This is a genomic window from Oligoflexus sp. (genome assembly GCF_035712445.1).
Classification (GTDB): Bacteria; Bdellovibrionota_B; Oligoflexia; order Oligoflexales; family Oligoflexaceae; genus Oligoflexus.
The window spans coordinates 50526-63811 of record NZ_DASTAT010000100.1 but is presented as its reverse complement, the minus strand read 5'-3'; the positions used below and the strand labels follow the sequence as shown (position 1 = coordinate 63811).

Genomic DNA, 13286 nt, shown 5'->3' with positions numbered 1-13286 from the left:
AAATTAAGGATATTTAAAGATAGTGTAAAGAGTCAGACCGATTTTAAACCCTGCTCTGAAACATGACATGCCTCTTAAGCACCTGTTTCGACTAAGATATACCCTAAACTCCGTTTCCGCTCCGAAGCCCCATACCTGTCAAATCTTTACAAAGCCACAGGATCCTTTGGCTTTCGAATTGTAAAGATTTTTTAAAAAAACAGTAAAAACGGTTTTTTGAAGGATTCTCCGAAATTGCCGCCTGGCGTGGAATGCGAGTTGCAAACTCATAGGCATTACGGAACATCGTAGCAATGCTAAGGAGGACTCCATATGAAAGCCACACAAGTGTTCTTGCCCATCGCTCTGACTCTTGGTCTGCTTGCCTGCACAGAAAAATCAGAGTTTCAGGGAGAATCCAAGCCCGAAGAAACGGTCACGAAAGTCGAGGACGCCGAACTTCCTCCTTTGGATACCGGCGCGGATTCCAAAGATGCCATGAGCGCACCTAAGGCGTCGGACGCTGATTCAGGCGATTCGAGCAGCATGCCGGCCGGGGCCATTACCGATCAACACGCGGTTTCTCTTAAAGTCGACATGGTCTTCGCCATCGACACGAGCGCAAGCATGGATGATGAAATCAATGCCTTGCAGACGAATATGGGGCGACTCATATCAGCATTAAACACCGGCCGCATCGACTTTCAGATTCATATGATGATGGACTTGATGATGGCCCTGCCCCCTGGCGTCGATCCCAAAAAAGTGGCTTTCATCAATCAGGAAGTCGGATCAGGCAATTCCATTAGTCAGCTCAATGCTCTCTTCGCAGGCACGTACGCAGCGTCCTATCGGACACCGTCGGGCGTAGTCATGCCCACGCCACTGGCATTCCGCAAGGACGCCAATCTCGAAGTCGTCGTAGTTTCAGACGACAACGGTGATGGCAACGGAAATCTTGCCGCTGATTTCAATCCTATGAATGCCAAGGCCACCTTCAGTGCTATCGTTGGTCTTCCGACCACCATTGAAGGCGGCAACTGTGATATCTCCGGCATAGGTATGGAATACATCGCTCTCGCGCAAGCCAGCCGCGGGTCGATGCTGGATATCTGTTCTCCGGACTGGTCCGGTTTGATTACAAGGCTTTCCAAAGACATGGTGCAGCGGAGTGTGACCTTCGCGCTGAGCCAAAAGCCAAGCGATCCCAAGGGCATTGGCGTGATGCTTGATCAGGCAAAACTCGCGGCGGCGGACTGGGTTTACAATCCTGACACCAACACGGTCACGCTTGTGAACAGTGATAAGGTCAAGGATGGGTCCAAAGTCCGTCTGACCTATAAGCCCACCGCGGGCTGATGATTCATTCCGCCGACAAACCTTGAGGAGATTGACGATGAGATTCCCAGCATTCACCCTGATCCTGCTTGTGTGCAGCGGATGTTCATCCGGCATTTTCGATGCCAAAGAAAGCACGACAGGAAAAATCGCCGGAACAGAAGCTGCCGGCAACGCGGATACGAGCGATAGCGGACGCACCGTGGATCAAGCCGCTCGAGGCACGGGCAAGGACGCACGAGACGGCAAAGCCAGTTCGTCCCCAACAGCTTCCGTGGACGGAGCTGCCAGCGGCACGGCGGCCGAACGGGCCGCAGCCATCGCCCGAGCTTGTCCCCAGGTTGATCCCAAAGTGATTGAGCAACTTATTGCGTCCGGGCAGCCATTTGAAGTCGAATGTGAAGTGGAGATCGAAGTAGGCCCTGACAATGAGTAAGACGCTTAGACCCTAATCCATCCCTGGAATGAAAGCCTGAAGGTACCTTCGGGCTTTCATCTTTTTTTGTGACTATTTTCTGGGCTGCAATGCCGATTGAAATTTTCTCTGCGATTCGACGTATTCCGCTTCAGGCAAAGGCACATAACCAGCCTTTTTTACGAGCTTGGCTGCATTCTTCAAAAGGAACTCAATGAACATCCTGACCTCAGGCCGGCGCGCCGAGGCTAGATTCGTATAGAGAAGAAGCGGTCGTGAGAGCGCGTACGACCCATCCTGTATACTCTGGGCCGTGGGGAGCATGGCCGACTTCGATCGACTTTGGACGGGAATATTCCGCAGCAGCTTCTTATTCTCTTCCAAATAGGAAAAGCCCAGGTAACCTAGAGCCTGGGGGTCCTGGCTCACAGCATTGACCAGAACGTTGTCATCCTCGCTCGCCAAAAAATCGTTGCGCGAGAGGCGCGCCGTCCCCATCACGTGCTCGGTGAAAAAATCAAAAGTCCCCGATTCCGGTCCGGGTCCGTAAAGCTTGATCGGCTGATCAGGCCAGCTTGGATCAAGATGCTTCCAGGTCTTGACCCTGCTTCCCGGCTCCCATAGTTCGCGCAGCATTTTGATGGACATGGCTTTGACGAAGCTATTGGATTTATTCACGACCACAGCGATCCCGTCATAGGCTATCGGCAATTCCAGATACTCGACTTTGCTGGCCGCCAGCTTTCTGACCTCGGGGGCGGTGATAGGACGGGAGGCATTGGTCACATCAATTTCACCCGCTGCAAATTTTTTGAAACCTCCGCCCGTTCCCGAAAGCCCGACCTGGACGCGCGTGCCGGGATGAATTTTTTGAAACTCGTCCGCCGCGGCTTTCGCAATGGGAAAGACAGTGCTGGAACCGTCGATGCGAATCTCTCCAGAAAGACTGTTATCCGCGTGCAAAGTGGGAAAGCCGCTCGAGGCAAGAGCCAGGCCAAGCAGAATATTGTGCAGGAACATTGAAGGCACTCCTTCAGCAGGAAAGCGGTGGCATGTCTTGGCATTTTACCAAAAATTGCGTCCAAAGAGGACAACCATTACTGAAGCTCAGCTCGCATCAGCCTTTGCTTCATGATCCAAAGCGAGAACCTGTTCTTTCGAGGCAGCGGCGAAGCGGACCATGAAGGTGGTTCCTTTGCCCAGCTCGCTTTCCACCTCGACGCTGCCCTGCAGCTGCATGACCAGATGCTTGACGATAGCGAGGCCCAGACCCGTTCCGCCCTCGCTTTTGGTGCGAGCCTGGTCCACCCGAAAGAAGCGTTCGAATATTCGCGTCTGATCAGTTGTGGATATCCCAATCCCGTTATCCGTGACCAGGAGTTCACACCATTTTTCCCGGAGTCGCACGGTGATCGCGACCTTGCCGCCAGCCGGGGTATAGCGGATGGCGTTGCTAAGAAGATTATCCAGGATGTGAGACATGGCATTGGCATTGCCACGAACCAGGGTGTCCTTGGTTTCAAAGCTTACTTTCAGCTCGATATTTTTGCTGCTCAATTTGGGATGCTGGCGGGCCACCGCATCCTGGATGACTGCGTGCCAATCCACAGCTTCCAGCTGTATCGTTTCCTGATTGGCTTCAATCGTCGCAAGACGCAAGAGGTCGTTCACAAGGTTGCTCATGCGCTCGCTGTTGGACTCGATGATCTTCAGGAATCGCATGTTTTTCTTGGGGTCATGCAGGGCCCCCGACATCAGGGTATCGACATAGCCACGAATGGATGTGAGGGGGGTTTTCAATTCATGGGATATATTGCTGGAGAACTCCCGGCGGATGCGCTCCATTTTCTCACGACGAGCAATATTGGCCTGAACGGCGGCCGCCAGACGGTTGATGGCTTCTCCGAGCTGACCGATTTCATTGCGAGGAAGATCGTGAATGCGCGCTTCATAGTCGCCATGGCTGATGGATTCTGCGACCTTGGTCATCTCGGAAATCGGACCTGTCGTGCGACGCACCAGAAAGAGCGCGATCAGGAGCGACACGATCACGCCGACACAGGCTCCTATGGCGATTGCGGCGAATATTTCAGAAACCCGGTCCTGCAGGCTCAGGACAGGCACTCCCAATCGAATGAAGAGAGGACCTTCTTCCGTTTGGATCTTCTTCGCCGTGTAAAGGGTTTGCGAGGCCTTCACATCGGAATACCGCTTGGCAATACCGATATCCTGCTCGGCCGCCTCACGCAGCTCGGGAGTGCGCTTCTGTTTTTCTGAAGGCGTGATTTCCTCAACCTCCGATTCCATAAGAATGGCGCCCGATTCGTCCAGCACGGACAGCCGGGTCTTCGCTTCACGCGCCATCTGCACAAGGTGCTTGATCGTTTCAGGATCGCGCCATACGATGCCATCGGCGAAGTAGGGTTCAAAGAATACGAGTTTCTCGCGCAGGACTTCAAGCGCGGTCTCTTCGATGAATTCCTCGGCCTTGATCACCAGGAGATAAGACACCATGAATGTCGTGATAAGGATGACGAGCACATAGGACAGGAAATTATTCCAAAAGAACCTGGAGCTAAACATAAGTGCCCTCGAATCGGTGTCGGCAAGGACCTGGAGTCTTCGCTGGACGGAGCTTTGAGAAAGAATGCCCCGGCTTTGACTTTTGAGCTTCCGTATATCCGGTTATTATATAATACAGTGTTCGACCATGGACGGGGAAAGTGGGGCCACAAACGCTTCAAAGGCATAAGAACACTCGTCATTCCCTGACTTTTCAGCCGTAATGCAAACAAAACTCGATGGCAATCAGTCGAACGGAGATCACATGAAGCAGATACTTGTCATTGAAGATGACAGCGATATCAGGGAACTCCTGGAATACAATCTTGCACGCGAAGGCTTTGAGGTGACTCTTTGCAGCGATGGTGCGGAAGGGCTCGACCAGGCCTTGCATGGAAGGCATGACCTTATCATTCTCGACCTCATGCTCCCTGCCGTCAACGGCATTGAAATCTGCCAGCGTGTTCGGCAAAACGCTGACACGAGCTTGACCCCGGTTATCATGCTGACAGCGAAGAGCGAAGAGACCGATATCGTTTTCGGGCTTGGACTGGGCGCGGATGACTATATCACCAAGCCCTTCGGCATCAAGGAACTCGTCGCCCGCGTCTATGCGCGGCTGCGCAGTCAACTGCAGACGCCGATCGCAAGGCCTCGTGCCAGCACAGGCATTCTGAAGGAAGGAACGGTCGAACTGGATAGAGCCCAGCATCAGGTGACGGTGGCCAGCGAAAATATTCCGATGACTTTGGCTGAATTCCGAATTTTTGAAGCTCTTGTTGCCAAACCCGGAATGGTTCTTTCACGGGATCAGCTCCTCGAAGCCGTTACGGGTGGCGGCGGTCTGCTGGTCGATCGAAATATTGACGTGCATGTGCGATCCATCCGTAAAAAGCTGGGCCCCTCGCGGGATCTTATCGAAACCGTCCGCGGCATGGGTTATCGCTTCCGCAAAGCCTGAGTTGGACATTCCCTTGCCGACCCACTACAGGCCGGTAAACTTCCCAAACTGAGGACAGAAAAGGCCGACATCCCCTCTTTGAAAAGAGCCTCAATTCGGCTATTACTTCCTATTATAAGGAACACTCCTGTGTCCACATGACGGCGCAACGCGCCCAGGGAAGAGAAAATGGCCAATACTTTCGGCGAACTATTCCGCGTGACGACCTTCGGCGAATCGCATGGTGGGGCTGTGGGTGTCGTCATCGACGGCTGCCCGGCCGGGCATAAGATTGACATCGAATATATTCAAAAGCAGCTCGATCGGCGCCGTCCGGGACAGAGTCACCTCGCGAGTCCGCGTGGGGAACTCGATCGGGTGGAATGCCTATCGGGTCTGGTGGATGACGTGAGTCTCGGAACTCCGATCACTCTGATCGTCAGGAATCAGGATGCGAAGAAGGATCACTATAACGATTTGCAGGATGTCTATCGTCCCTCGCACGCCGATTATACGACCGATGCGAAATACGGTGTGAAAGCACCCTCGGGCGGGGGTCGTGCGAGCGCGCGGGAAACCATCGGTCGTGTGGCTGCAGCTGCGGTCGCGGAACTTGTTTTGCAGCAGCTGATCCCTGGTTTTAAAGTGGTCGCGTATGTCGATCGCGTGAAGGATGTGCAGGGCCGCACGGATTATGGTGAGGCGCTCACGCGGGATAAGGTCGAGGAACACCCGCTGCGCTGTCCCGATGAAGCCCAGCGCGATGCCATGGAAAAACTGATCATTCACGCCAAGAAAACCGGCGACAGCGTTGGCGGCACTATCTTCTGCGGCATCAGTCAATGCCCTGTGGGACTCGGTGAGCCCGTCTTTGATAAACTCGAAGCCGATCTTGCAAAAGGCATGATGAGTTTACCCGCGAGCAAGGGTTTTGAAATCGGCATGGGTTTCGCGTCCACCTATCTTTATGGATCGGAACACAACGATGCCTTTGTGAATCGCGAGGGGAAAATCCGCACCGAGAGCAATCGCTCCGGCGGCATTCAGGGCGGTATTTCCAACGGGGAATACATCTATATGCGCGTGGCCTTCAAACCCGTGGCCACCATTTTTAAAGACCAGCAAACCGTCGATCGCCAGGGTCAGGAACTCGTGATGAAACCCAAGGCGGGTCGTCATGATCCCTGCGTTCTGCCGCGCGCTGTGCCGATGGTGGAAGCGATGGCTTTACTCTGCGTGATGGATCATGTCCTGAGGCAGCTGCCCTTCGCTCATCTGCGCGGGCCGCATCACGTTTAAGTCCAGAATGTAAAACGCCGATGCGCGCATTCCAATACCACGTCATCACCCAGCTGCTGGGTGCTGACGAGCTGGAAATCATGCCGCGCGTTCAGATCCAAAAGCGGATTGGTCGGCGGTGCGCTGGCTCCATCACGCGCATCGAGTCGTCCGATGCGATGCCGACTCCCCCCTAAAATTCCCGTGCGCACAAAAACCTGCAGCGCATCCAAAAGTTCATCCCGCACCAAAAGCGTCAGGATTTGCGCGCCGCCTTCCACCATGATGGATTGCAGCTCGCGTCCAAGGCGCGCACGATGCTGATGATCAAGAAGTCGTAAAAATTCCAGCCAGGAACATTGAGGCGGCATCAAAACCGGCTCGATGACATCAGAAAAGGCATCCATCCACGGCGCATGCCTCCAGTTGGGAGCCTCGACTGCATAAAAAAGGACGGGACCTTCCGGCTTCAAACCACGGCGAAGGTTTTGAAAAACCTCGGGCTGTCCGGTCGCCAGGCGGCCTTTGGGATCAAAAATAATTTTATGCGGCTGCCGATGCAAAGGCGGAGCGGCATCCCTTACGGTCAGACTCGGGGCATCCGCAAGGGCGGTGCCGACTCCGACCAGGATGGCGTCATATTTCTGCCGAAGCCAATGCGTATAGGCTCGGGCTTTTTTTCCGGATATCCATTGGGAACGACCGTGATCATCGGCCAGATGCCCATCCAAAGTCTGCGCCCACTTGCCGATCACCACCGGCCTTTGCAGCTGCTGATAGGCCAGAAAAGGAAAAAGCCAGGCGCGGCATTCGCCGCCCAGCACATCGGTTTCCACGGTGATTCCAGCCTGGGCCAGCGCCTTGAGTCCCTGCCCTGCGGCCTTGGGATGCGGATCCAGAGCGCCCACCACGATACGGCTTATACCCGACGCCAAAAGCGCTTCGGTGCACGGCGGCTGCCGACCCGTTCCGGCACAAGGTTCCAAGGTGACATAACACGTCGCGCCCTTCAGAAGACTCCGATCGGTCACCGCATCCAGCGCCACCCGCTCGGCATGCCGGTCCCCATAGGCCAGGGTTGCTCCCTTACTGATCAGGCGTCCATCTTTCACCAGGACCGCTCCCACAGGGGGATTCGGGCAGGTTCGGCCAATGCCTTCCATGGATTCCAAAAGGGCCAGCTGCATCCAGGCCTCGTCATCGAGGCGAGTCGGGAAATCCTGGCCCACGGCGGCATCAAGCGCACGGGGTATGTAACCTCCGAAGCCAAAACCAGCCTTGAGGGGATGTAAAGTATCGGCTTTCAACGCGTCCATCCGTACTTAGCAATTTCTCATAGGCCCCGTCCGGGGCTCTCATAAAGTCCACCATATCTTATTTTCATTTCATGATCAAAGTTGCAGAATGTGGAGAGTTTGGAAGCTCAACCATTTCGAGAGAGGTTCATCAGATATATGTTATCCAGGAAGTTCAGCCTGACTTTTCTCAGTGCCGCCTTCATCAGCTCATCACTGTTGGCTGCTCCTTATCAGCTCCCCACGCCGGATCGCGACAAATATTCCGATAATGTGCGCGCCCTGCAGCAGATTTCGGCTGGGGTTTCTGAATTGTCCCAGGCCACTGGCAAAGGTGTGGTTCTGATTTCGATCTCCAAGATAGTCAAAGGCCATCCTTATTATGAAATGGATCCTTTCGACTTCTTCTTCGGACCACGCTTCCGGGGACAACAGCCCAACAACGTGCCTGAGCAGAAGCAAAAGCAGCAGGCAGGCGTCGGTTCCGGCTTCATCATCGATCTGGACAAAGGCTATATCATCACGAATAACCACGTGATCGAAGGCGCTGATGAAATCTCGCTGAAGCTGGCCAACGGAGCCACCTATACCGGGAAAGTCCTCGGCGGGGATAAAAACACCGACGTGGCCCTGGTTCAGATCACCGATTCCAAATTCAAACGGGATGGCCTCGCCCAACTCTCCGTCGGCAACTCGGACTCTGTGAAAGTCGGGGAGTTCGTGATCGCGCTCGGCGCTCCCTTCGGTCTTGAATTCAGTCAGTCCTTTGGTGCCGTCTCGGCAACCAGTCGCGGGAATCTCAATATCACGAGCCTCGGCAACTTCATCCAGACCGATGCCGCCATCAACCCAGGTAACAGCGGTGGCCCCCTGATCAACATGGAAGGCCTTGTGATCGGAATGAACACGGCGATCTTCTCGCGCTCGGGAGCGTCCGCTGGTATTGGCTTTGCTGTCCCATCGAACCTTGTGCGCAGCGTGGCCGAGCAGCTCGTCAGCAAAGGTCGCGTGGCTCGCGGTTACCTCGGCGTGCAGCTCTCGCCGCAGGAACTCGATGACGAACTTCTGAGCGGACTCAATCTGCCGAAGGGAACCCGCGGGGCTTTGGTCGCCAAGGTCGAACGCGGAACACCTGCAGCGAAGGCCGGTCTGGAATCCGGCGATGTGATCATCGAAGTGGCTGGACGTCCGGTCACGTCCGGCCAGGAACTTTCGAATATCGTCGGTCTATCCCCGCCTCAGGCCAAAGTTCCTGTCACCTATTTCCGTGGCGGCAAGCAGCAGTCGACCACCGTGGTCCTCGGTGACTTCGATCAGGATAATCTTATCGCCCAGCGAGGCCGCATGGAAAACCCCGCACCGGGCAATAGCGGGGGCAGTGCCAGCAATGCTGAATTTCAGGCAGGCCTGAAAATTGAGCCGCTGAACAAGCAAAAGCATGCCGATTACATCGAGCAGTTTGGAATCGATAGCAACGCGGGTCTCCTCGTTCTGGATGTCGATCCGAATTCCAAGGCACGCGCCTCGGGCATTCGCCCTGGTGATGTCCTTCTGAAAGCCAACCAGACTCCGCTGAAATCCGTCAAGGATCTCGTGGATGTCTTCAAGTCCAGTAATAAGGTTCTTCTGCAGTTGGAACGCAGCGGTAATATCCTCTTCGCGTCCATCCGCAAGTAAGGTGTCGCCTCGGTTCCCTTTGCCTGCGGTAAAGGGAATCCTTTCCTTCTTCCTCCCCTCCGCCCGGCAGTTTCTGCCTCCCTATTTTGGAATGATTCCACCGATACAGAAAGGTCCATGGCCAGGCTTTCATAGGATGAGCATGCTGCGCTGGATCTTTATCATTCTTTTTGTGCCCTCGACGCTTCATGCGGCCGAGCCCTGGGTTCCTGCGCCCGATTACTGGGGGCCCGAGGATGCGGAAGGTTTTCTGCGGCCCTTGGCGTCCAAGGCTGAGGCACCGACCAGCCGGCCACCGTCCATGGACCTTCAGGTGATGGCCCTGAATAAAAAAGGCTTTCTGCATCGCACGCGCCGCGCGGCGGAACCCCTGGGGGAGCAGCAACTTCTGCTGCAGGATTATGCGCGGATTTATAGTCCGAGCCAAAGCTTTGTGGCTCTGAAATACGGTGATGCCGCCCTTATGATTCTGCATTCCCATACTTCGATCAGCGTCACGCCGTCAGATGGCGTCTGGGTTTTTGCCTTCACAGGCGAACGCGGTCTTGCGCGGATTTCCACCCGCGGCTATCCCCTGGCTCTTTCATTGCAGCCTGCTGATCCCCAGACGGCTTGGAAGAATGCGGAGCTGGAGCTGGCTGCCGATTCCGATCTTTATGTGAAATATGACCGCGATACGGTCATCGCCTATACCATTCGCGGCCACATGACTTCGCGCTGGGAGACGACGCGACCTTTGGAATCCATGCGGCCCGAGGGTCTTATTTGGGAATGGGAGCAAAAACAGCTGCGCCGCGTGCCAGGGAAACCCTATGAAATTCAGGTTTTTGCAGGCCAGGAACTGCTGATGGAGGCCGACGCAGCCTATCACTTCCAAATAGGTCTGCCGCATGCCGATACCTGGCAAAATGCGATGGCGCGCACATCCCCTCAGCTGATGGAAACCACGGACACGAATCAGCCTTTGACGGCGGCACTGCTTGAACTTCGGAAGAACTGGCTTAAAAACATGATGGGCCCTGTCACGGCGAACAAGGAAAATCTCTACCGACTTTTGCAGGAAGGTCAATGGGAGGAAGCCTATGAGCTGGTGAAGACCGCTGAATCGGACGCGGATCTTGAATATAAAGCGTTGGCCGCCATCTGCCTTTATCGGCTGCAGCAGGAAGCCTTTGCCGATAAAAAGCAGAGCGGGATTGATAGCAGCAGCCTCTGGGCTGATATTACAAAGCAGGAATCATTGCGCTCAAGGCTGCGGCGCAAAGCCCGACGGGATGTGAATGCACCCGGAGATTTCCGTCATGCGCGCATACCCACCGATGAACTCTATCTGCTGGCCACCAATGAGCAGGCGCGAGGCCGCTGGCGTTCCGCTTTGGATCTTTGGGAAAGGTGGCAGGACAGCGCGAATCCTTCACCGCTTCAGGAATCTTTCGAGGAATGGCAAAGGCACCTTGATGGCAAGAAACCCTGGAGCTATGCCGCAACTCTTGAACTCGGGTGGTCGAATAACGTCCTGCATCTTCCTTCCGACGAGGCCGCGCCTCCCGAAATTGGGCACCGTTCGAGCTGGCTCGTCCGCTCGTCTCAAAAGCTGCCTTATCTTTTGGAACGCAGTGCAGCTTTTTCTGTGCGACTGGAGCCTTCACTCCAGTTTGCCGTCTATCAGCACACGGGTCTCGCGGATCTGCAGCGTTTCGAAGCCGTCCTGGCTCTGCCTCTTGGAATAAGCCTGCCCTTTGACGGGCAGTCTCTGCTTATCAAACCCTATATTTCTAGGCTTTCGCAAGGATCCGGTGGGCTGGATAGGTTCGGCTATGAGATGGCGTGGACACTGCCGATCGGCAACATGATGCCGGAATTCATCTGGGCCCAGGAACAAAATCTCGACTTCGCCCCCACCCGCGAACATCGACTGGATGCCCTGACGGGCGAGCGTGTGGGCATTCTGGACCGCAGTGTTCGGCTTCATAGTCTTGGCGTCCGCAGTGGTGCTATCGAAGCGTTTTGGCAAATTTGGGACTATCGTTATGCGGGGTCTGAAGAGGATGATCGACAGCGCCTTTCACTGCGTGGACAGTATCAAAGGGAATTTCCTTATGATCTTTCCCTGAATCTTCAGGGGACTCTGCATCAGGATCTTTTTTCAGGCACCCGCTCGTCGCTCACAGGTTTTGATCTGAAAGCTGATCTCAAATTTCTCTACTGGCATAGACGCGAGCCCAGCCTTTCCGTCGAGCAGAGTCTCAGACAGAGTGCAGATAAGGAAAGAAGCTATCAGGAAACCCGGATTCTTTCTGGTATTCAATATCGTTGGTGACGACAGGGCGTAAGATGTTCTAGGATCCTGGTCAGTTTCGAAGATGCAGAGACAGACAAAACCATGAAATGATGAAAAGGCCAGAACCCGTGAAAATATCGAGCCTAGGTCCTGTTTCGCGCCAACCACTGAAGGCCGCTGTCACCCTCGGCATGATCCTTTTTCCTCATCAGCTCCACGCCGATCAATCTGCATCGAGCGATATTTTTCCAAAACGCGGCGAAACCTTTGACCGTGAAACCATGGCGCCAAAGCTCGCCGAGCGCCTTTCCCCATGCATGACCCTCACATCCAACAAAAGTCTGCCTTCGGGTTACGGACGAATTTTTGTCAGCGAATCCGGCGAAAAACCGGAAATCAGACTCGAAAGAAGCACCAGCTCAAATTCTGAAATTGCTGCGAATCATCAAAAACTGAAAGGCAGGATACTGCTCGCGCGGATGAATTCGCGGATGGCTGGGAGACCCGTTCTGTAAGAATCCCAACCTCTGAAAAACCCCACAGGACCAGCAGACACCTCGGCGAAAATCGCAAGAATTGTTAAGCCTTGACCGGGCTTTGCAGCCACGGATTCAGCTCCTGGGGACTCCACCGAATACGGAATAGCCTAACTGTGAGGTAGCAATATGCCATCGTTCGTGATCATCATTACAGCGCTCAGTGTTCTGAGTTTTCTTTACGCGATGAAAGCTTTTCTGCACGAAGGTCATCAGCTGCAGCGCATGACAGCTCCGTTTGGAGGCAGCATCCCTCGCATGGCGCAGCAGGTCCTGCGGGTCAGCATCGCCGCGCTCTTTACGGCTCTGGCTCTTGTTTCCGTTCTGATGAGCCTGGGCCTTGTCTGGCTTTCGATGCAGCCTGGTTTCGTGGGCTAATAAAAACTGTAGGATTTCCCACTCTGTCAATCCCCTGGCGCGCGGGACCCCACAGACGCACCGTCGTCCCCTGAATTTTCTCGCACCCTTAGCCGATAAGGCTTTCAGGCACTTTACTTGCACGCACCGAAGCACCACACATTTTTTGGGGTTTGACCATGCCGCGGCTTTTGCCTGGACTGATGACGCTTGTACTGGCCATGAGCTGTCAAAAGGAAAAACTCGAAAGCACCACGGAAGAAGGCTCCGCTCCGGCGCAAGCAGCCGAGCAGCAGCCCGTGACCACGGAACCCGTGAAGAAAGAGCCGGTAAAAAAGGAGCCGGATGTCACCTGCGACAGCCTCGGCATTCCCAGCTATGAACTGTGGATCAGCGAACTTTCCACGCTCCGTTGCGAAAGTTGCCACAATGATAGACTCGCCTTCAAAGGTATTAAATTCCTAAGCTATGAGGACTGGAAGGCCGTGGCGGAAGCCGCGAAAAACCGCATTGCCACCAATGCCCTGACCAAACCGCTCGATCCAATTGAGCAGGGAATTTTCCTCGATTGGTTCGATAAAGGCATGCCCAACACCGAAAAAGACTGTGCAAACAAGGGCTAAGCCAC

At 54.6% G+C, this 13286-nt stretch carries 11 protein-coding genes; 8 read left to right on the top strand and 3 right to left on the bottom strand.

Annotated elements, in window-relative coordinates; translation table 11 throughout:
- The first annotated feature begins 312 nt into the window (after positions 1-312).
- Complete coding sequence (locus VFO10_RS22320; RefSeq protein WP_325144200.1) at positions 313-1338, top strand: hypothetical protein; 1026 nt, start codon at positions 313-315, stop codon at positions 1336-1338.
- A gap of 37 nt (positions 1339-1375) precedes the next feature.
- A complete protein-coding gene (locus VFO10_RS22315) occupies positions 1376-1753 on the top strand; it encodes a hypothetical protein (RefSeq protein ID WP_325144199.1) in 378 nt (125 codons plus the stop codon).
- 72 nt (positions 1754-1825) lie between these two features.
- Here VFO10_RS22315 and VFO10_RS22310 read toward each other — a convergent pair whose 3' ends face one another.
- Together VFO10_RS22310 and VFO10_RS22305 are read right to left on the bottom strand one after the other, a co-directional pair.
- Entirely contained in the window at positions 1826-2752 is a 927-nt protein-coding gene (locus VFO10_RS22310; RefSeq protein WP_325144198.1) for a PstS family phosphate ABC transporter substrate-binding protein, read from the bottom strand.
- Between the two features lie 87 nt (positions 2753-2839).
- On the bottom strand, positions 2840-4315 hold the full coding sequence (locus tag VFO10_RS22305) for a sensor histidine kinase (RefSeq protein ID WP_325144197.1): 1476 nt from the start codon (positions 4313-4315) through the stop codon (positions 2840-2842).
- A 244-nt stretch (positions 4316-4559) separates the two neighbouring features.
- On the opposite strand from VFO10_RS22305, the gene VFO10_RS22300 reads away from it, so the two are divergent.
- Positions 4560-5255, top strand: coding sequence for a response regulator transcription factor (locus tag VFO10_RS22300; RefSeq protein WP_325144196.1), 696 nt, complete (start codon positions 4560-4562; stop codon positions 5253-5255).
- Positions 5256-5423: 168 nt separating this feature from the next.
- On the top strand, positions 5424-6533 hold the full coding sequence (gene aroC, locus VFO10_RS22295; protein ID WP_325144195.1) for a chorismate synthase: 1110 nt from the start codon (positions 5424-5426) through the stop codon (positions 6531-6533).
- On the opposite strand, the gene ribD is transcribed toward aroC, so the two are convergent.
- Positions 6530-7819, bottom strand: a complete 1290-nt coding sequence (gene ribD, locus VFO10_RS22290) for a bifunctional diaminohydroxyphosphoribosylaminopyrimidine deaminase/5-amino-6-(5-phosphoribosylamino)uracil reductase RibD (protein WP_325144194.1) — start codon at positions 7817-7819, stop codon at positions 6530-6532. The genes aroC and ribD overlap by 4 nt on opposite strands.
- 147 nt (positions 7820-7966) lie before the next feature.
- Between ribD and VFO10_RS22285 the strand changes: the two genes are divergently transcribed.
- From VFO10_RS22285 to VFO10_RS22270, 4 genes are all read left to right on the top strand, one after another.
- Positions 7967-9484: a trypsin-like peptidase domain-containing protein gene (locus VFO10_RS22285; protein ID WP_325144193.1), complete on the top strand. Its 1518-nt coding sequence runs from the start codon at positions 7967-7969 to the stop codon at positions 9482-9484.
- Positions 9485-9626: 142 nt separating this feature from the next.
- Positions 9627-11804, top strand: coding sequence for a hypothetical protein (locus VFO10_RS22280; RefSeq protein ID WP_325144192.1), 2178 nt, complete (start codon positions 9627-9629; stop codon positions 11802-11804).
- Positions 11805-12430: 626 nt separating this feature from the next.
- Positions 12431-12679, top strand: a complete 249-nt coding sequence (locus VFO10_RS22275; protein ID WP_325144191.1) for a hypothetical protein — start codon at positions 12431-12433, stop codon at positions 12677-12679.
- A gap of 158 nt (positions 12680-12837) precedes the next feature.
- Positions 12838-13281, top strand: a complete 444-nt coding sequence (locus VFO10_RS22270; protein ID WP_325144190.1) for a hypothetical protein — start codon at positions 12838-12840, stop codon at positions 13279-13281.
- Positions 13282-13286: the final 5 nt, after the last annotated feature.

Excerpts from the sequence above, each read along its gene's own strand:
- VFO10_RS22320 (WP_325144200.1), top strand. The coding sequence starts at position 313 with ATGAAAGCCACACAAGTGTTCTTGCCCATCGCTCTGACTCTTGGTCTG.
- VFO10_RS22315 (WP_325144199.1), top strand. The coding sequence starts at position 1,376 with ATGAGATTCCCAGCATTCACCCTGATCCTGCTTGTGTGCAGCGGATGT.
- VFO10_RS22310 (WP_325144198.1), bottom strand. The coding sequence starts at position 2,752 with ATGTTCCTGCACAATATTCTGCTTGGCCTGGCTCTTGCCTCGAGCGGC.
- VFO10_RS22305 (WP_325144197.1), bottom strand. The coding sequence starts at position 4,315 with ATGTTTAGCTCCAGGTTCTTTTGGAATAATTTCCTGTCCTATGTGCTC.
- VFO10_RS22300 (WP_325144196.1), top strand. The coding sequence starts at position 4,560 with ATGAAGCAGATACTTGTCATTGAAGATGACAGCGATATCAGGGAACTC.
- aroC (WP_325144195.1), top strand. The coding sequence starts at position 5,424 with ATGGCCAATACTTTCGGCGAACTATTCCGCGTGACGACCTTCGGCGAA.
- VFO10_RS22285 (WP_325144193.1), top strand. The coding sequence starts at position 7,967 with ATGTTATCCAGGAAGTTCAGCCTGACTTTTCTCAGTGCCGCCTTCATC.
- VFO10_RS22280 (WP_325144192.1), top strand. The coding sequence starts at position 9,627 with ATGCTGCGCTGGATCTTTATCATTCTTTTTGTGCCCTCGACGCTTCAT.
- VFO10_RS22275 (WP_325144191.1), top strand. The coding sequence starts at position 12,431 with ATGCCATCGTTCGTGATCATCATTACAGCGCTCAGTGTTCTGAGTTTT.
- VFO10_RS22270 (WP_325144190.1), top strand. The coding sequence starts at position 12,838 with ATGCCGCGGCTTTTGCCTGGACTGATGACGCTTGTACTGGCCATGAGC.